The 18968-nt window shown below is 68.9% G+C and carries 15 protein-coding genes and 2 pseudogenes; 8 read left to right on the top strand and 9 right to left on the bottom strand.

The annotated features are described in order from the left end of the window. Positions 1-193 precede the first annotated feature (193 nt). Entirely contained in the window at positions 194-955 is a 762-nt protein-coding gene (locus AB0H57_RS20330; protein ID WP_357508668.1) for a response regulator transcription factor, read from the bottom strand. Continuing rightward, positions 909-2087, bottom strand: a complete 1179-nt coding sequence (locus tag AB0H57_RS20325) for a histidine kinase (protein WP_357508602.1) — start codon at positions 2085-2087, stop codon at positions 909-911. Before AB0H57_RS20325 ends, AB0H57_RS20330 begins: the two co-directional genes overlap by 47 nt. Before the next feature lie 291 nt (positions 2088-2378). On the opposite strand from AB0H57_RS20325, the gene AB0H57_RS20320 reads away from it, so the two are divergent. Beyond that, positions 2379-3170 (top strand): hypothetical protein, encoded by a 792-nt coding sequence (locus AB0H57_RS20320; RefSeq protein WP_357508600.1) that lies wholly within the window; start codon positions 2379-2381, stop codon positions 3168-3170. Positions 3171-3331: 161 nt separating this feature from the next. Here the strand turns inward: AB0H57_RS20320 and AB0H57_RS20315 are convergent. Further along, positions 3332-4571, bottom strand: a pseudogene (locus tag AB0H57_RS20315) (IS701 family transposase). 54 nt (positions 4572-4625) lie between these two features. On the opposite strand from AB0H57_RS20315, the pseudogene AB0H57_RS20310 reads away from it, so the two are divergent. Further along, positions 4626-5868: pseudogene (locus AB0H57_RS20310) on the top strand (IS3 family transposase). A 68-nt stretch (positions 5869-5936) separates the two neighbouring features. On the opposite strand, the gene AB0H57_RS20305 reads toward AB0H57_RS20310, so the two are convergent. The 4 genes from AB0H57_RS20305 to AB0H57_RS20290 all read right to left on the bottom strand — a co-directional run bounded on the left by AB0H57_RS20305 (position 5937) and on the right by AB0H57_RS20290 (position 10105). Beyond that, entirely contained in the window at positions 5937-7058 is a 1122-nt protein-coding gene (locus AB0H57_RS20305; protein WP_357508598.1) for an IS110 family transposase, read from the bottom strand. 374 nt (positions 7059-7432) lie between these two features. Next, the gene (locus tag AB0H57_RS20300; RefSeq protein ID WP_357508596.1) at positions 7433-8173 is read right to left on the bottom strand and encodes an SDR family NAD(P)-dependent oxidoreductase; all 741 of its coding nucleotides are present in this window, start codon (positions 8171-8173) and stop codon (positions 7433-7435) included. Then, positions 8173-8325, bottom strand: a complete 153-nt coding sequence (locus AB0H57_RS20295; protein WP_357508594.1) for a hypothetical protein — start codon at positions 8323-8325, stop codon at positions 8173-8175. The genes AB0H57_RS20300 and AB0H57_RS20295 overlap by 1 nt, the downstream gene beginning before the upstream one ends. Beyond that, positions 8318-10105, bottom strand: coding sequence for an NAD(P)/FAD-dependent oxidoreductase (locus AB0H57_RS20290; RefSeq protein ID WP_357508593.1), 1788 nt, complete (start codon positions 10103-10105; stop codon positions 8318-8320). Before AB0H57_RS20290 ends, AB0H57_RS20295 begins: the two co-directional genes overlap by 8 nt. A gap of 171 nt (positions 10106-10276) precedes the next feature. On the opposite strand from AB0H57_RS20290, the gene AB0H57_RS20285 reads away from it, so the two are divergent. Beyond that, entirely contained in the window at positions 10277-10867 is a 591-nt protein-coding gene (locus AB0H57_RS20285) for a TetR/AcrR family transcriptional regulator (protein WP_357508591.1), read from the top strand. Between the two features lie 137 nt (positions 10868-11004). Here the strand turns inward: AB0H57_RS20285 and AB0H57_RS20280 are convergent, their stop codons facing one another. Together AB0H57_RS20280 and AB0H57_RS20275 are read right to left on the bottom strand one after the other, a co-directional pair. Further along, complete coding sequence (locus AB0H57_RS20280) at positions 11005-11964, bottom strand: hypothetical protein (RefSeq protein WP_357508589.1); 960 nt, start codon at positions 11962-11964, stop codon at positions 11005-11007. Next, positions 11961-12863: an LLM class F420-dependent oxidoreductase gene (locus AB0H57_RS20275; RefSeq protein WP_357508587.1), complete on the bottom strand. Its 903-nt coding sequence runs from the start codon at positions 12861-12863 to the stop codon at positions 11961-11963. The genes AB0H57_RS20280 and AB0H57_RS20275 overlap by 4 nt, the downstream gene beginning before the upstream one ends. 117 nt (positions 12864-12980) lie before the next feature. On the opposite strand from AB0H57_RS20275, the gene AB0H57_RS20270 reads away from it, so the two are divergent. The 5 genes from AB0H57_RS20270 to AB0H57_RS20250 are packed head-to-tail and all read left to right on the top strand — an operon-like array spanning position 12981 to position 18949. Beyond that, positions 12981-15155, top strand: a complete 2175-nt coding sequence (locus AB0H57_RS20270) for an acetate--CoA ligase family protein (RefSeq protein ID WP_357508585.1) — start codon at positions 12981-12983, stop codon at positions 15153-15155. Beyond that, entirely contained in the window at positions 15152-15934 is a 783-nt protein-coding gene (locus tag AB0H57_RS20265; protein ID WP_357508584.1) for an enoyl-CoA hydratase/isomerase family protein, read from the top strand. The genes AB0H57_RS20270 and AB0H57_RS20265 overlap by 4 nt, the downstream gene beginning before the upstream one ends. After that, positions 15931-17079 (top strand): acyl-CoA dehydrogenase family protein, encoded by a 1149-nt coding sequence (locus AB0H57_RS20260; RefSeq protein ID WP_357508582.1) that lies wholly within the window; start codon positions 15931-15933, stop codon positions 17077-17079. The genes AB0H57_RS20265 and AB0H57_RS20260 overlap by 4 nt, the downstream gene beginning before the upstream one ends. Continuing rightward, the gene (locus tag AB0H57_RS20255; protein WP_357508579.1) at positions 17079-18164 is read left to right on the top strand and encodes an acyl-CoA dehydrogenase family protein; all 1086 of its coding nucleotides are present in this window, start codon (positions 17079-17081) and stop codon (positions 18162-18164) included. The genes AB0H57_RS20260 and AB0H57_RS20255 overlap by 1 nt, the downstream gene beginning before the upstream one ends. Next, a complete protein-coding gene (locus AB0H57_RS20250) occupies positions 18158-18949 on the top strand; it encodes an enoyl-CoA hydratase/isomerase family protein (protein WP_357508578.1) in 792 nt (263 codons plus the stop codon). The genes AB0H57_RS20255 and AB0H57_RS20250 overlap by 7 nt, the downstream gene beginning before the upstream one ends. The last annotated feature ends 19 nt before the right edge of the window (positions 18950-18968 follow it).

Below are 18968 nucleotides of genomic sequence, written 5' to 3'. Positions count from 1 at the left end.
CGGTCACCGTGCTCCTTCCCCCGCTCGACGGGGGACTGATGCGCGCCGGGCCGCACACCAAGTTGGGCAATAGCAAGTGGTCGATGGCCCCCGCCTGAGCTGTCTGGCGGTGAGGGGTTGGCCGACTCGCCGGCCAGCGGGTCGGCTCGCCCACCCACGCCGGGTGCGGGCAGGGGCCAGAAGGCTTCCGGTGTCAGCCGGTGAGGCCGGCGTCGTGGGCGAGCAGGGCGACCTGAGTACGGTTGTTGAGATCGAGTTTGGTGAATATGCGGGAAATGTGGGCTTTCACGGTGGCCACGCTCATGAACAGCTCGCCCGCGATCTCGGCGTTGGACTTGCCCCGCCCGACGGCGATGGCGACCTCGCGTTCGCGTTCGCTGAGCTGATGCAGCGCGGTGGTGGCGTGCTGTTGCCGGGCGGCGGCGCCGGTGTCGCTGAGGTGGGCGATGAGCCGTCGGGTGACGGTCGGCGACAGGATAGGTTCGCCGGCTGCAACCCGCGCGATGGCGCGCAGGATCTCGGCGGGTGGCGTGTGTTTGAGCAGGAAGCCGCTGGCCCCGGCGCGCAGAGCGCGCAGGACGTACTCGTCAGCGTCGAAGGTGGTCAGGACGATGACCTCGGGTGGGTCGGGTCGGGCGCGGAGTCGCTCGGTGGCGGCGAGGCCGTCGAGGGTGGGCATGCGGATGTCCATCAGCACCACGTCCGGGGCGTATGCGTCGACGGCGGCGGCTACTTCGCTTCCGTCGCCGGCCTCGCCCACCACGGCGATGTCCGGCGAGCCGCCGATGACCATGGTGAGGCCGGCCCGCACGAGCGGGTCGTCGTCGACGATGAGGACCCGCACCGGTGCGTTCACGTTGGGCTCCTTGTCCGTGCTCACGTGGGCCGGAGGCCGGTTCCGACCGCGATCAGAGGGTAGGCCACGGTAGCCAGGCCCTGAGCCGGAAGTCACCAGCGGGGGTGGGGCCGTGTTCGAGGCGTCCGCCGGCGAGGGCGGCCCGTTCGGTGAGCCCGATGAGGCCGATGCCGGCGCCGGGGATGCCGGCAGGGCTGGTCTCGGCCGGGTACGGGTTGCGGATCTCGACGGTTACGCCGTCGCCTGGGGCTGCCCGGACGGTGACGGCCACCTCGCCGTCGGGGGCGTGTTTGCGGGCGTTGGTCAGCCCTTCCTGCACGATCCGGTACGCGCTGCGCCCCACACCAGCCGGTACGGCGGAAAGCGGGTCGGTCTGCCAGTCGAGCCGTACCCGCATCCCGGCGCGCCGCGATTGGTCGACGAGGTCAGGGACGTCGGCCAGGGTGGGCTGCGGCCGTTCCGGCGTCTCGTCGGACCGGTCGACACCGGTGCGGAGGACGCCGATCACCTCCCGAAGGTCCTCCAGCGCCTGGTAGGCGCTGTCGCGGACTACCCCGGCGGCACGGGCGACCTCCTCGGGCGCGGCGTCGGGGCGTAGCTCCAGCGCCCCGGCGTGCAGGCTCAGCAGGGACAGGCGGTGGGCGAGCACGTCGTGCATCTCCCGGGCGATCCGGTTGCGTTCGCCCTGGCGGGCTTCGGCGACGCGCAGTTCCTGTTCGGCCTCGACCCGCCCAGCCCGCTCCCGCAGCGACTGGCGCCGAGCCCGTACAAACATGCCCCAGGCGAGCACCGCGAGCGCGAAGACGACGCCCAGCACGATCTGCGACCAGGGTCCGACCGGGACGTCCGGGCGGACCAGCAGCCTCACGAACGGTACGAGCGCGTACCCGGCCACGATCGGGGCGACCACCGCGAAGCGCCGGTGCACCGCGACGGTGAACAGCGCGACGAACGCCGCGCCCGCCGTCGACGTCGAATAGACGCCGACCAGACCCACGACCACGGCCAAGCCGACCGGCCAGCGCCGGCGCAGCCACACCCCCAGACTGCACAGGCCGCCGAGGACGAGGTCGACAGTGAGCGGGACTGGTGCGATGTGTTGCGCGAGGCCGTCGCCCAGGGCGAGCACCGTGAGGCCGACGGCCAGCAGGAAACACGCGGCGTCGACCACCCGGCCGCGGATCGTGCGCCCGGCCGGGCGTACCGGATCGTGGTCAGCATCGCTGGTCACGCCCGCCGGTAGCGGACTCCGATCCTGCGGGTCCGCCGGGACCATCATGATCAAAGGGTACGGCCGGGTCGGGCACCACGGCATCCGACCAAAGTCGATCCCGCGGTGTAGACCTTCGGCCCACCACCATCGACCTGGGCTCGTAGCGGCGTATCCGGCCGCTCCAGCAATCTGTTCCACATCACCGGAACGGACAGCCAAAGAAGACTCCGAAACCAATTCCGACCATTCCTGCGCCAACGAATGACGTGGTGTTGCACCGATCATCCGACCGCAACGAAGGAGTGAGAGATGAGATCACCGCATAACCCCGCCACCGCGCTGGAATCCCTGCACGTGCCCGTGAGCGCGGCAGCGGCAACGACGGGGCCTACCCCGACCCGAGCGCTCCGAGAGCGGGTCGTGGGCGCGACGGCGATCGCGTTGGCAGCGTCGGTGGCGATCCAGAACGCGGTGGTGATCTGGGCCGGAGCGCCAGACTACGGGGACCCGATCAAGGACGTGCTCGCCTTCCACGCGGAGCACCGGGTCGCGGTCGCGATCGCGGTCGGCCTGGAGGCGCTGAACCTGCCGCTGCTGCTCGGGTTCCTGACCGGTCTCCACGGGCTCGTCGAGCGCCGCGGGCGTGCGGGCGCAGACTGGTCGCGCCTCGCGGTGGCCGCAGGCGCGACCCTCTCGGCAGTCTTTGCGCTCTACGCCGTCCTGTGGAACGGTGTCGTGCTGTCCGCCGGCGAGCTCGCCGAGCCGAGCCCGGAGTTCGAGCTCGCCTGGCAATTGCATGCAGCAGCCTTCGCGTTGGCGCTGCCGGCGCTCGGCACCACATTCATCGGCGCTGCGCTGGCGGCGCATGCGAGCCAGCTGACGCCGCCGTGGCAGCGTCTGCTCGCAGTGGCCGGGGGAGGCCTGCTGCTCGCCGCCGGGGCGGCCAACCTCGCGATCGCGGACGGCTCACGGCTCCTCTTCGTGGGGATGCCCGGCTACGCCGCCTGGCTCGTGTGGCTGCTTGCGACCGGCGTACGGCTGGTGCGCGCTCGAACAGCTGACCGTCCTGACGACGCATCGACCTCCGACGAGGAGGGATGATGGGAACCGACATCGAGGCAGCTGCGGTCGCCGCAGCGCTTGGGGCGTTCGCCGGCCGTGCGCCGGGGGTGCGATTGCCGATGCCGCGCTCGAGTTCGAGGGGAGCGGCAGTGGGCGTTCTCGGTAGCAGCGGCGGGCCTCGCCGCCCTAGTACTCCAACGTCATTTGGTCTGTCTGCGCTGGTAGTGGGATCGGCGGGCTCGGGCTTGGGATGTTCGTCGCCAGATCGACCAGTGCAGGATGTGCGCTGGTGGGAGCGCCACGGCGAGGACGAAGGCGTTGAGGAGTCGGCGGATCTCGGCGACGGTCAACGCGATGATCTCCATGTCCGCGTCGGGCTGCTGCGCGATGGCGGCGAGGATGGTCAGGACGGCCGAGGGCGAGCATGGCCAGGGTGATGAAGCGGTGCCAGCCGGTCCAGCCGCGGACCTGGTAGTGGTCCAAGCCGACTTGGCCTTTGCCGGTCTGGAACAACTCCCCGATGCTCCAGCGGGAGCCGGCAACGGTCACGAGGGTGTGCAGCGGGACCGGTCGAGGCGCCCAGCAGAGGTAGAAGGCCAGCTCACCGGTGGTGCGGTTGCGGCGGATCAGCAGCCACCGATGCTCACCAGGGTGGGTGGCGGTGGTGATCCAGGCCCACAGGTAATCGCGGGGACCTTTCGCCCCTGGCCCGCAACTGTGCTGCTGCCACTCGGCGGTGGGGATCCGCTCGGCGAGGTCGTCGACGCGGATCAGGGTGCGGCCGTCGTTGATGTGCACGCGTCGGTCGCAACCGACCGCCAGGACGTAGCCGATCTGACGTTGTTCCAGGTCGCCGCGCAGGCCGGGGTCAGCGCCGTAGACCTCATCGCCGGTCACCCACCCGAAGGGGACACCAGCCTCGATCGCGGCGGTGATCATCTGCCGGGCCAGGGCCGGTTTCGTAGCGAACCCGATCTGCTCGGGGACGCCGGCGGCGGCCAGACGCTCGGGCTGGGCGCACCAGGTTCCCTCGGGTAGGTAGAGCCGTCGGTCGATCAAAGCCCGCCCGTGCGGGGTGACGTAGGCCAGGAACACCCCGACCTGGCTGTTCTCCACACGGCCGGCGGTGCCGGTGTACTGCCGCTGCACCCCGACCGAGCACACACCCTTCTTCAGGAACCCGGTCTCGTCGCAGGCCAGCACCGCGTCAGGGTGCCCGAGCTGCTCCACCAGCCAGGAACGCACGTCATCACGGACGGCGTCGGCGTCCCACACCGCCGTACGCAGCAGCCGCTGCATCGCCTGCGGATCAGCGTGACCCGCCCGCTCCGCGAGCGACCAGCAGGTCTTGCGTTCCACACCCGACAGCAGCCCTTCCACGAACTGCCCGGCGGTCCGACGGGGCTCCGCCCGCACGAACCGGACAGCGACACGCGTCACCGCTGAACCGCCCCGGATCTTGTAGAGACTTCCCCGCTTGGGAAGGATCGAGAGATGGCAGGAACGAAGCCGTATCCGCAGGAGTTGCGGGAGCGGGCGGTGCGGATGGTCGCGGAGGTGCGGCCGAACTACGAGTCGGACTGGGCGGCGATCACGGCGGTGGCGGCCCGGCTGGGGATCGGCACGGCCGAGACGTTGCGCAAGTGGGTCCGTCAGGCACAGGTCGACGACGGGCAGCGGCCGGGGGTGACGTCGGAGGAGTCGGCGGAGCTGAGGCGGCTGCGGCGGGAGAACGCCGAGTTGCGGCGGGCGAATGAGATCTTGAAGGCCGCGTCGGCTTTCTTCGCGGCCGAGCTCGACCGGCCTACGACACGCTCGTGAGTTTCGTCGACGGGCATCGGGACCGCTTCGGTGGAGTCGAGCCGATCTGCCGCGTGCTGCGTCAGCACGGGCTGCAGATCACCCCGAGCGGCTACTGGGCGGCCAAGAAGCGTCCGCCTTCCAGGCGGCAGGTGCGCGATGCGCAGCTGACGGAAGTCATCGGCCAGATTCACTCGGCGAACTACGGCGTCTACGGAGCCCGCAAGATCTGGCATGAACTGCGCCGCCAAGGGCATCCGACGGCCCGGTGCACGGTCGAGCGGTTGATGCGTGACGCCGGCCTGGCCGGTGTCGTGCGGGGGAAGAAGATCCGCACCACGGTCGCCGATCCTGGGCATGAACGGGCCGTTGACCTGCTCAACCGGGACTTCACCGCCGCCCGGCCGAACCGGTGCTGGGTCGCGGACTTCACCCACGTCGCGGCCTGGTCCGGCGTCGTCTACGTCGCGTTCGTCGTCGACGTCTACTCCAGGGCGATCGTGGGTTGGTCCGCGGCGACGAACAAACGCACCCCGCTGGTCCTCGCCGCCTTGGACATGGGGCTGTGGCGCCGTGACCGCGCCGGCCAGCCGGTCGGGCCGGGCCTGGTGCATCACAGCGATGCGGGCAGTACACGTCGTTCCGGTTCACCACCCACCTGCTCGACGCCGGTATCGACGCCTCGATCGGCAGCGTCGGCGATGCCCTGGACAACGCGTTGATGGAGTCCACCATCGGCCTCTACAAGACCGAGCTGATCAAACCCCGGGGACCGTGGCGCAGCCTCGCCCAGGTCGAACTGGCCACCGCCGAGTGGGTCGACTGGTACAACAACCAGCGCCTGCACTCCGCCATCGGGCACCTCCCACCCACCGAATACGAATCGATGTTCTACGCTCAAACCCAGCCCCGCGAGGTGGTTGGAGCCAACAGCTGAGGTCTCCACAGAACCCGGGGCGGTTCACCACCTCGTCCAGGATGACCCGCCACCCGGCGGGGATGCTCCTATGTTCTGTCAAGCGGGCCGAGAGGGCTTGCGAGGCGAGGAGCGGCGGCACCCAGCAGCGCCCGGTAGACCTCTCGGGCAACGTGTCGCTTGAGGCAGCGGACGATCTCTTTCCTGGTTAGTCCTTCGGCTGTTCGTCGGGCGACGTAGGCGTGGGTTCGGGGATCTTGCCGCAGCCTGGTCAGCACGATCGTGTAGAGGGCGTTGTTGGCGGCGCGGTCACCGCCTCGGCTGAGCCGGTGGCGGCGGGTCCGGCCGCTGCTGGCGGGAAGCGGGGCGACACCGCACAGGTGCGCGAACGAGGCCTCCGACCTAAGCCGGTCGGGGTTGTCGCCCGCGGTTGCCAGCAGCTGACCGGCGACCTCCGGCCCTACTCCTTGCAGCGCCAACAGCTGGGGTGCAGTGGCCTTGACCAGTGGATGGATCTCGGCATCGAGTTCGGCGATCTCGTCGGTGAGCTGTTGATAGCGACGGGCCAGACGCCGAAGCGCGGCCTTGGTGGCCGCAAGGGCCGGGTTGGCCAAGACGGACAGCTGGGCGCCCGTGGCGCCTGGACGCAGTTGGGCGCAGAGGCGGACCAGAGCGACCAGCGACAGGCCGGCCAGACGTTCCCTCAGGTCCTCGGGGGCCGTGATGATCAGCGCCTTGAGCTGGTTGACGGTCTGGGTGCGGGCCATGACCGCGCCGCGGCGAGCAACTCTCAGTACCCGGATGGCCTCGACCGCACCCGCGCGTGACTTCGGTAGGCCAGTCGCGGATCCGTTGAGAACGGCACGAGCAGCGGCGTAGGCGTCAAGCGGATCTGATTTGCCCGCCATCCGGCGCGCGCTGCGATCGGGCCGATTCACCTCGATGACGACCACGCCCGCGTCGTGCAGGTAGCGGGCCAGGCCGGCTCCATACGACCCGGTGCCCTCGACGCCGGCGCGCACGATTCCCCCATGTCGCTGGGCCCACGCCAGCAGACCGCGATAGCCAGCCGGTGTGGCAGAGAACTCGGCGTCGCCCAAGTGGCGCCCGAGATGGTCAACGACGGCGGCGTGATGAGTTTCGCCATGCGTGTCCACGCCGAGCACGACGCAGCCGACGGGAACATTGAACTCGTCCGTGGTGGTTGCCATGCTGCTGCTGTCGGTCCTTCCGCTCGCACCGGATCGGGTCGGCACGAGCCCGGCCGGGGCGACGGACAAGACAGTGATGGGCGCCTCTCGCACAGGCTCCTATGAGGTCACAGCCTCGGCCGGTCTCGTGGCATCACCACCGGAACCAGGCCGACAGATCCCTTGCAAGGACAGCCCACGACGGGCGTCGGTCTACGCTTGAGTCAGACCCGGTCCCGATGGCGACGGGTCCCATACTCACTGTCTACGCTGTGACACGCGGCCACCGCACGATCTTCGGTTGTCCTCACAAACCATCGATGATCAACGCGGTGGCCGTCTTCATGCCCACGCCACGCCCAACGCCGAACCCAAGTGACGTTGGAGTACTAGGGTCAGATGGATATGCCGCCGTCGACAGGCAGGACGATGCCGGTGATGTAGGACGCGCTTTCAGAGGCCAAAAACGCTACGGCGTCGGCCATCTCGTCGGGGTGGGCGAACCGTCCGAGGGGAATCGCGGCTGCCAGCTCGGCTTTCCTGGCGTCGGGGATCGAGGCGACCATCCGGGTCTCGGCGTTGGGGGAGATCGCGTTGACGGTCACGCCGAACCGGGCCAGCTCCTTGGCGGTCGTCTTGGTGAAGCCGATGATCCCTGCCTTGGCGGCGGCGTAGTTCGACTGGCCGATGTTCCCGCGCAGGCCGGTGTACGAGGTCACGTTGATGACGCGTCCCCGGTTCTGGGCCCTGAACGAGGGTGTACAGGCCCGCGTGAACCGGAACGTTCCCCCGAGATGCACTGCGAGCACCGCGTCCCAGTCCGCGTCGCTGAGCTTCCAGACGACTTGGTCGCGCAGGATGCCGGCATTGTTGACCAGGACGTCGATTCGGCCGCAGCTTTCGAGGACCTGGGCGACAACCGCCTCCACGTCGGCGGTACGGGAGACATCCGCGGTCACCGGCACTCCGCCGATGTCCGCCGCAGCATTCTCCAGCTCATCGCTGTCGAAGTCGACCATGAACACCTGCGCGCCGGCCGAGGCGAACCTGGTCGCGATGGACAGTCCCACCCCGCGGGCGGCGCCAGTGACAATGACGGACGCCCCGTCGAAGTCGTACGTGGTCGAAGCCTTCATCAGGATGCCACCTCAAACAGTCCCGCTGCTCCCATGCCGCCACCGACGAGCGCGTGTGCGGCGAGGTGCTGCCCCTGGGCGTCGTTGAAGGCTCCCCGGTACGCCTTGCCGATTGGGGTTCGCGCGGTCGCGACGATGGAAGCCTCACGCATTTGTCTTCTCCCGGTAGCCGGGGCTGATGTTTTCGAGAGCGGCCTTGATCTGGACCGCCAGATACTTCGAGTATCCGCGGCAGGCGGCGAGGCTGCCGGCGTTGAACCAGAGGCCGCGTTGTGCCGTGGAGCGCCACATGTTGCGCATCTCGCCGCCGTCGTCCACCCCCCAGATCGGCCCCACCTTGTCGGCCACCGTGTCGCCAAAGAAGACCCGGACCTCCTCCTGCTGATTGCGGTAACCGGTGGCTAGCACCACGAGGTCGAACTCTTGGACGGTCCCGTCGACCAACTCAATCCCCTCAGAGGTGAACGAGGCGATCCGGTCCGCCTGCAGCAGGCCGATCTCGCCGTCGGCGATCAGCTCCGAGCAGCCGACGTTGATGTAATAGCCACCACCGCGGCGGTTGTACTTCAGGTGGAAGCCGGTACCGTCCTCGCCGATGTCCGTCCGGAATCCGACGGCGTGCAGGCGGTCCAGGAGTTCCTTGTCAGCATCGAGCATCCGCTGGGCGAGGATCTGGTTGGCCTTGATCAGGGTCGGGTACGAGTTCGCCGCCGCGATGAGATCGACGTCTTCGGTGGGAAAGCCCTCCGAGTAGAGGGCGTAGACCATGATCCCGCTGGGTTCGAGGCTCACCACTGTCGTGGGCTGCCGCTGCACGATGACCGCCTCGGAGCCGAGGGCGTGCAGGTCTTGCGCCACATCGTGTCCGCTCGTCCCCGTCCCGATGACAAGGGCCTTCCGGTTGCGAAACTGCGTTCCGGACGTGTACTCGGTGGAGTGGAGAACATCGCCGCGGAAATCGCCGAGTCCGGGAAGACGCGGACGGTTGGGCACGCCGCTCACGCCGCCGGTCGCGATGACGACGTGCCGGGGTCTGAGGACGCGTTCGGCGCCGTCGCGCCGAAGGGTGACCGTCCAGATCTGCTCGTCCTCGTCGTAGGCGCCGCCGACGAACTCGGTCGAGGTCCAGACGTTCAGTTCCATGATGTCGGCGTAGTGCTCGAACCAGTTGCCCAGCTTGTCCTTCGGGATATACGTGGGCCAGGTGTCGGGGAAGGGCAGGTATGGCAGGCTCGCCACCCAGGACTCGTTGTGCAGGGTGAGCGAGTGGTAGCGCTTGCGCCAGACGTCCCCCACGCGTTCGTGCTTGTCCACGATCAGGGCGTCGACACCGATGGTGCGCAGCCGGGCCGCGATCGACAGGCCCGCCTGACCTGCGCCGACGATCAACACGTCGGGGGAGCGGTCGTCGTAGCGCTGCTCCTCCTGGCGGAGGTCGAGCCAGTTCTTCCCGCCGAATGTCCGCGAGTACGCCGTTCCGTGTGGCCGGTTGGCGCCCCTGCGCTCCTCGAAGCCGGTCAGCTCCTGCAAGGTCGTCAACAAGGTTCGGGCCCGCAGCGGCCGTCCTGTCTCTACGTCGAGCCGGAGGATGCCGGTGCCGTGGCCGAACGCCGTCTCGAAGGTGAAGAAGCCCTCGACGACGTCGTCGCCGGCGCGGACGACGACCCGGGGTGGTGTACGTCCGTGAGCCGGGGCGAAGGCGTGCGCCTTCACGTCGCCGTTGCGTGCGACGAGGTCGGCGGCAGCCTCTCGGCCGCCAAGCGTGGTCCGGACGTCCCAGGTGAACGAGACGAGATCACGCCAGTCGGCCTCCGGCATGAAGAGATCGGCCAGCCGGTCCAGGTCCTCTGCGTCCAAAGCGGCCTCGAAGTTCTGGAGCCACTCGGTGACGACTCGGAGGCACTCTGGTGTGGACATGTCGGAGCGGGTCATCAGCCCTCCCGGGAGCCATCATGGTAACCTCGAACACACTAATCCGAACATGGCGCCAGAGTCAACTTCGTGATGCTACGCTGCACTCCGAAAAGGCGTCGATCGATCTTGGAGGCTGTCGTGCCAACGACGGAGCACGCCTCTCCGGTGACCGTGCGGGGCCGGCGGACGATGACCAAGCTGGTCGAGGCGGCCGCAGTGGTCTTTGCCCGCAAGGGCTTTCTGGACACCAAGATCACTGACATTACGACAGAGGCCGGTGTCGCCAACGGGAGCTTCTACACCTACTTCGAGTCGAAGGAAGCGATCTTCCGCGCGGTCATCGACGAGGTGAACGAGCGGATGTTCACGAAGTCGCGGGTGCCCGCCGGCGCCGGTTGTAGCCCATACCAACGCATCGAGCACGCCACACGGGCATACGTCCGGGCCTTCCGCGAGGAGGCCGGCCTGTTGATGATCCTGGAGCAGGTGGCGACCTTCAGTCCCGCCTTCCGGGAGATGCGTCGGGAAACGCGGAGGTTCTTCCGCTCACGTACCGAGCGCGGCATCCGCCGCTTCCAGGAGGCGGGCCTGGTCTCGCCGAGTTTGCCGCCGGACTACACCGCGGCCGCGCTCATCTCGATGGTCAGTAACTTCTGTTATATGTGGCTGGTCCTGGACGAGGACTACGACGAGGAGACGGCCATCCTGACGCTGAGCCGGCTCTGGGCCCAGGCGCTGGGTATCGAGGTCGAACCGCGGACCGGGTCCGAGGCCTCCTAGGCGTTCCGTCCGCAGAGGTGGGAAGGACTTCCACGGGGCGGCTGTCCGGCAGCTCTACAGCCGACTGCGTGAGATCCTGCGCCCATCAAGATTCGACCACGTCGACACATTCGCGCGTGCACCACCCGCCTGGCGGCTCAACCGAGAACCCGGGCGGGATTGGTCACGAGCATCGTATGGATCTGCTCGGGCGTCACGCCACGCTCAAGCAGGGCGGGCAGGACGTCCTGGTGGAGATGGTTGTAGTGCCAGTTCGGTAGCAGGCGGGCCTTGTCGGCGACGTCAAAGTTGTGTGTAAAGCACGAGGCGTCGTGCGACAGCACCATGCGGTCCGCGTAGCCCCACGCACAGAGGTCAGCGACGGTTTGTACCCGTGCCTCGAAAGGCAACATCAGATCCAGGCCGAAGCGGTCCATGCCGATAAAGGATCCGGCGTCCATCAGTGAGCGTAGGTAGTCAAGGTCGGTCGTGTCGCCGCAGTGACCGATCACCACGCGTTCGAGATCCACTCCTTCCCTGCGAAAGACGCGCTGCTGATCGGTTCCCCGCCGAGTGCCGGCATGGGTGTGGGTGGAGATGGGTGCCCCGGTCTCGCGGTGCGCCATCGCCGCCGCCCGGAGCACACGTTCGACTCCCGGCGTGAGGCCCCCCTGGTCGGTGGCGCACTTGATGATGCCCGCGCGGATGCCGGTCTCGGCGATCCCGGTCGTGAGGTCCTTGATGAAGAACTCGGTCAACAGCTCCGGGCCGTCGATCAGCTTCCCGGGGCCCCGGAACTTGAAGAACATCGGGACGTCGTCGTAGGTGTAGAGGCCGGTGGCGACCACGATGTTCATCCGGACCTGCCGGGCGACTTCGGCGACTCGCCCCACGTCACGGCCCAGTCCGATCACGGTGAGGTCGACGATGGTCCGGATGCCGTGGTCGTAGGCGCTTTCCAGCTTCTGGACAGCGTCGGCCCGGCGGACCGACTCGTCCCAGCGGCCGGGGTAGTTGCGCTCGACCTCGGTGTCGAGCACGAAGACGTGTTCGTGCATCAGCGTCTGGCCGAGTTCTTTGGGGTCAACGGGGCCGCGAACGGTGGGAACGGTGCTCATGCTTTGCGCTCCTGTGGGCTGGGTGAGGCGAAGGTGGGAAGGACGTTGGAGCCGAGTTCCGCGATGGTTCGCTCCAGTCCGTTTTCGGCGATGGTCTGCGCGGGCAGTACGACTCGGTCGACGCCGAGATCCTGCATGAACCGGAGGATCTCGTGATCCCCGAGCTGGCTTGGGTCCTTCGTCCAACGCGCAGTGATCTCCAGCCTGCCCACGCGTCCGGACGCCTCGAACTCCTTGCGGGCACAGGCGACCAGCGACGCCACCGCCTCGCGGTCGTAGCCGCCCGGGAAGAACCCGTCGCCGGTCCGGCCGGCCCGCCGCGCAGCCACGGTGCTTGCCCCTCCAATATGGATCGGCACCGAGGCCCGGTGCGGTGAGGGTTCGCTGTGCACTGGGTCGAAGGAGAAGACCTTTCCCCGGTACGTGCGGGGGCCCGGACGCCAGAGCTCACGCATCACGGCGATCGCCTCATCCATCGCCGATCCTCGCCGGTCGAAGCTGACGCCGAGGGCCTCGAACTCCTCCCGGAGCCAGCCCGCCCCGACGCCGATCTCAATGCGACCGCCGCTGAGGCGGTCCAGGGTCGCGATCTCCTTCGCCGTGATCAACGGGTTCCGTTGCGGGACGATCATGATCCCGGTGCCGAGACGGAGCCGGGTGGTCGCGGCCGCGACGAACGCCATCCAGATCAGGGGGTCCGCGAGCGGCAGGTCGTGCGGGAACCAGAAGCGCCCGTCCGGTGTCTCGGGGTAACGAGGTTCGTAGACCTGCGGGATGACCACGTGCTCGACGGTCCAGAGCGATTCGAAACCGGCCTGTTCGGCCAAGCGGGCCAGGTCATGTGCGCGGTCGGGCTCGGCGAACTCGCCGACGTTGCAATGGCTGATGCCGAATCTCATGGCTTCGCTCCAGACCTCGACTGCGCTGTGGCGAGGACTTGACTCCGACGCCAAGTTCAACTTAGCTGTGAGCACTACCACACTGTCAAGGCTTCGGCGCCAGCAGAAGGAGGAGGCATGCCAGTTTCGCTCGGACGACCGCGCGACCTCGACGGACCGCATGCGGGCATGGATGCGCTCTTCCACCCGCGGGCGGTGGCGGTCCTGGGCGCCTCAGGTCGCGAGGCGAACCCGTTCGCTCGCCCCCTGCACTACCTGGCGCAGTTCGGATTCGCCGGCGACCTTTACCCCGTCAACCCCGGGTACGCCGAGCTGGCCGGCATGCGCTGCTACCCATCACTCGCAGCATTGCCCGGCCCGGTCGATCTGGTGCTGATGCTGATTCCGGCGGCACGGGTGCTGGAGGAACTGCCCGCGGTCGCGGCGGCCGGTGCGCGCGCCGCCGTCGTCTTCGCCTCCGGCTTCGGGGAAATGCAGGAGGGCCAGGCGCTGCAGGAACAGCTCCGGGACACCGCACGCAGGCTGGGCGTCCGACTGCTCGGGCCCAACTGCCAGGGCGTGATCCACACGGGCGAAGGGATGTTCGGAACGTTCACCGCCGCCCTGGAGTCCGGCCCGGTCGCCACCGGAGGGCTGGCCTACGTCGGCCAGAGCGGCGCGGTCGGCGGATCGATCCTCAGCTTGGCTCGCGAGCGCGGCCTCGGTATCGCCGCCTGGGCGAGCACGGGCAACCAGGCCGACCTGACGGCCGTCGAACTCGCCCGCTACCTGGTGGAGGAGGACGAGACCCGCGTCCTTGCCCTGTACCTCGAGACGGCCGTAAACGACCACGACTTCCGCGATCTCGCCCGGCGGGTCGTCCAGCTGGAGAAGAAGCTGGTCGTCCTGCGCTCCGCGGTCAGCCCCGCCGGCGCTCGCGCCGCTGCCTCGCACACGGGCGCGATCGTCGGCGACGACGCTGGCTACCGGGTGACCGTCCGCGAGTTCGGGGTGATCGAGGCCGAGGACATCGACGACTTCGTGGCGCTCGCGCACGGCCTGACGATCTCTCCGCCGATCGCCGGCGAGCGGATCGCGGTCGTCACCACGTCGGGCGGCGCCGGTAGCCTCGCCGCCGACCAGCTCTCAGCTGTCGGCTTCTCGGTCGATAACCTCCCCGAGCAGACCCGGGCCGAGCTACGCACCGTGGTGCCCGGCTTCGGCGCCGTGGACAACCCCGTCGACGTCACAGCCCAGATCTTTCGCGACAGCGACCCCTCAGCCTTTGTGGGCGTCTGCGACCGCGTCTACCGCGCGGACGGGATCGACGCCGTGATGATCACCCTCACCCTGGTCACCGGGAAGTTGGCCACCCGCATGGCCGAGTCGTTCGTGGCGACCTGGCGCGACCTGGCCAAGCCTGTCCTCGTGGTCTGGATGGCGGGCCGCGAGCAGACTGCCGAGGCACGCGACGTCCTGCGGGACGCGGGCTGGCCGGTCTTCGACTCGACCCGCCAGGCGGCCCGTGTGCTGGCCGCGCTCCGGAACCCCAAGGTGGTGGAGGAGGACCTCGACCCGACGACCTTCCCGGTCAACGACGTCCGGCACACGGTCGCGGGGTTCGGTGCGACGGTCACCGAGTCCGAGGGGGAGATCCTGCTCGGGCTCGCCGGGGTGGCCCGGCCCGGCTCGATCCTGGTGCGTTCGGTGGACCAGGCGGAAGCGCTGGCCGCCCAGGTCACCGGGTCGAGAGTCCTGAAGATCCAGGCGAGCAGGGTGCTGCACAAGTCCGAGCGCGGCGGCGTGCGGTTGGGTGTCCCTGCGGGACAACTCGTGCGGACCTACCGCGAGCTGATGGCGTCCTTCGAGGCCGAGCAGCCCGCGGGGGTATTGGTCCAGGAGACGGCGCCGGCGGGCGTCGAGTTGATTGTGGGCGTGACGCGCCCGACCGGCGGCCTGCCGATCGTCACCGTGGGCCTGGGCGGATACGCCACCGAGATCTACCGGGACGCGGTCTCGGCATTCGCGCCGGTGTCCCCACAGCGGGCCGAGCAAATGGTGCGTTCGCTGACCGCGGCCCCGTTGTTGACAGGTTTCCGCGGTAGCCCCCCAGTGGATCTGTCCGGTGCCGCGCAGGCCATCTCCAGGATCAGTCTCCTGGCGGTCGCAATCGGTGAGCGCCTGAGCGAGCTGGAGGTAAACCCGCTGCGAGTGACCCCCGACGGCCGGGCAATTGCCCTGGACTTCCTCCTGCTCCAACGGCCGGCAGCGATGCAGGTTCCATCCGAAGATCCTGAAGGAGAAGCCCGATGACCCCCTCGGTCACCCTGGAGCGGCACGGCAACGTGGCGCTCGTGACCATCTCCAACCCGGCGATCAAGAACGCGCTGACCATGGACATGGCCCGGCAGTTGGCGGATTGCTGCGAGCGGATCGACGGCGACGAGACCATCGGAGCGGTGGTGATCCGCGGCGACGCCGGGACCTTCTGCTCGGGTGCGGACACGAACTCGTGGCGAGACTCCTACGCCGAGGACGCCCTTAGCGACCGCGCGTACGCCGAGACGGACCAGATGTACGGCTCGTTCGTCCGGGTGGGAGAGCTTCGGGTGCCGACGATCGCGGCAGTGCGCGGGGCCGCCGTCGGGGCGGGGCTCAACCTGGCGCTTGCCACTGACCTGCGGATCGTCTCCCGCAGCGCGCGGCTGCTGGCCGGCTTCCTGCGCGCCGGCATCCACCCGGGGGGTGGCTTCTTCACGATCCTGAGCAGGCTGGCCGGGCGTGAGGCTGCGGCCGCGATGGGGTTGTTCAGCGACGAGATCGACGGCGACCGGGCGCGCGAACTCGGCATGGCCTGGCGATCGGTGCCAGACGACGAGGTGGAGTCCACGGCGCTGGAACTGGCCGGGCGGGTCGCGGCCGACCCGCTGCTGGCCCCTCGGGTCGCGCGCTCGTTCCGGCTCGAGACCTCGGATCAGCGGCTTCCCTGGCCGGTCGCCCTAGAGCTAGAGCGCGGGGTCCAGCTGTGGACGCAGAACCGTCGCCTCAAGCGGCTGACGGCCGCCGACCGCGCCGAGGAGGGCCAGCTGTGATCGATTTCGAGGCGTCCCAGTTGACCGGGGCGGAGATCGCGCTCCGCGACGAAGTACGCGAGTTCATGGCCGCAGCACGGCGCGACAACCGCTTCTCAGTCGGCTTGGGCATCAACGCGGAGGCGAACATCGAGTTCAGCCGCGAGATCGCCCGCCGAGGCTGGGTCGGAATGGTCGTGCCCAAGGAGTACGGCGGCCCGGGACGCAGCGCGGTCGACCGCTTCGTGGTGGCGGAGGAGATGCTGGCCGCCGGAGCCCCGATCAGCGCCCACTGGGTCGGCGACAGGCAGACCGCCCAGATCATCCTGCGCTTCGGCACCGAGGAGCAGAAAAGGCGCTTCCTCCCGGCGATCGTCAAGGGGGAGGTCTGGTTCTGCCTGGGTATGAGCGAACCCGGCAGTGGCTCGGACCTTGCGTCCGTGCGCACCCGGGCCACCCGAACGGCGGGCGGCTGGCTGCTGACCGGGCAGAAGGTATGGACCTCGGGCGCACACTACGCGGACTTCGCAGTGACCCTCTGCCGGACGTCCGCCGAGGGAAAGCACGCCGGACTCAGTCAACTGATCGTCGATCTGCGCGCCGACGGCGTCACCATCCGCCCGATCCGCCTGCTCAACGGCTTCCACCACTTCAACGAGGTCTACTTCGACGACGTCTTCGTTCCCGACAACATGGTGCTGGGCGAGGTCGGCGACGGGTGGCACCAGGTCACGTCCGAGCTGGCGCACGAACGCTCAGGCCCTGATCGGTTCATGTCGGTCGTCCCGGTCCTGGAACTGGTCTACACGGCGCTGGCCGAGACAAGCACGTCGGTGGAGACGGAGCATCTCATCGGTCTGGTCACCGCGCGCTACTGGACCCTGCGCAACCTCTCACTGTCCATCGCCCGCGCCCTCGACCGGGGTGAGACCCCAGCCGTCGAGGCGGCCCTCGTGAAGGACATCAGCACGCAGTTCGAGAACGAGGTCGTCGAGATCCTACGCGAACTCGTGGCGGACGAGCTGGATCCCTCCGCCGGGGGGCTGCGGTCCCTGCTGGCGGACGCCGTGGTGACGGCCCCGACCTTCACGCTGCGCGGCGGCACCAACGAGGTCCTCCGCACCGTCATCGCCAAGCATCTGACCCGCACGTCGAGGAGCAACTGATGTCGGAGACGTCCGAGATGCTCGAGCAGGCACTCGCCTCCATCTTCACCCGCTCCGGCTCGGGTCCGGCGCAGCGTGGAGCGACCTGGCCGGATGACGTCTGGTCCGCCGTGGAGGCCGGCGGGTTCACCTACTTCGACCTCGACGACGGCGACATCGGGCTGGAGGAGATCGTCGGTCTCGCAATCTGCGTCGGCCGGCACGCCGTCCCGATCCCCCTGGTCGAGACCACCGGCCTGGTGTCCTGGCTGCTCGCCCGATCCGCCCTCGACCGCCCCGAGGGCCTGACCCTCAGCGCCGTCGCGCATCCGCTGGACGACCTCCGGGCGGAGCCGCTGCCCGGCGGCGACGTCGAGATTTCCGGGACGCTCCATCGAGTCCCGTGGGGGCGCAGGGCGAACCATCTGGTGGCGGTCGCGGATATCCGGGGCACCGCCCGCACGGTTCTCCTGCCGCGCCCGGCCGAGGTCCGGACCGGGGAGAATCTCGCAGGGGAGCCGCGCGACACCGTCCTGTTCGACCGGGTGCGAGTACCCTCCGCGGCGATCGCGGAGTCTGCGGGGCCGACGCCCACGGAGTTGCGCGCCCGCGGAGTCCTGCTGCGCGCCGCCTCTGCCGCCGGTGCCATGGAACGAGTCCTCGCCATGGTGCTGGCCTACGCCGACACGCGCGAGCAGTTCGGCAAGCCGATCCGGACCTTCCAGGCGGTGCAGCACCACATGGTCGACGTGGCCGAGGCTGCGGCCGGAGCGATGCTCGCGGTCAGGGCCGCCGTGTTGGCCGATCCCGGTCAACGACTGCTGGCCGCCGCATCCGCTGGCGTGACCGTTAAGGAGGACACGCGCAGGTTGAACCGGTCGGCTCACCAGGTGCTCGGCGCGATCGGCGTCACCGATGAGCACGAGCTTCCGGCCTTCACCACGCGGCTGTGGAGCTGGCAGGGGGAGTTCGGCAGCAGCCGAGACTGGTCGATCTTCATCGGCCGTGCGGCGCTGAACAAGAGCCTGCCGAGCCTCTGGAGCCTGATCTCCTCGACAAAGGAAACCGAGGTCGGGTGTTCCCTCGGGGAGGCGGTCCCGTGGTAGACATCGCGCCCGATCTCCTGGTCGACGTAAGCGCGGACGGCGTCGCCGTCGTCCGGCTGAACCGTCCCGGCCACCTCAACGCCCTGAGTCGCGGCCTGCTGAGCAACATCACGACGGTCTTCACCGAACTCGACCGGCGTCGCGACGTCCGGGCGGTCGTGCTGCGCGGCGCCGGTGGACGGGCGTTCTCGGTCGGGGCCGACCTGAAGGAGATGCACGCCCGGGACGCGGCCGAGGACCCGCCGTACGAGCCGATGCGCGAGGCCACCCGCAACCCGTACGAAACGGTGTTGGAGTGCCGCAAGCCAACCATCGCAGCACTGGAGGGATGGGTCGTCGGCGGCGGATTCGAGCTTGCGATGGCGTGCGACCTCCGGGTCGCCACGGACACCGCGCGGTTCCTGATGCCCGAGTCCAAGGTGGGCCTCGGCGCCAACTTCGGCAGCCAGATGCTCCCGCGGCTGGTACCCGCCGGCTTCGCCTTCGAGGTGCTTTACCTCGCCGAGCCGTTCGACGCAGCAACCGGTTTTCGCATGGGGTTGCTCAACCGGGTCACGCCGCCAGAGCAGCTCGACGCGACGGTGGACGCCCTGGTAGCGACCCTCGTGAGCAGGGCACCAGTCACCCTGCAGCGGTACAAGGCGATGGTGCACCTCGGGTCGTCCCTACCGATCGCCACCGCCCTACGCCTCGATCCCGGTCCCAGCCCCTACCTGAGCGAGGACCGTGCGGAGGGTACTGCGGCCTTCCGCCAGAAGCGAACTCCGCAATGGTCCGGCCGCTGAGTCCGGACCGCCCCCACCA

The sequence above is a fragment of the Micromonospora sp. NPDC050686 genome, from assembly GCF_040654475.1.
In the GTDB taxonomy this organism is placed as follows: Bacteria; Actinomycetota; Actinomycetes; order Mycobacteriales; family Micromonosporaceae; genus Micromonospora.
The sequence above is the reverse complement of the archived record's forward strand: the minus strand, read 5'-3'. Positions and strand labels throughout refer to the sequence as shown.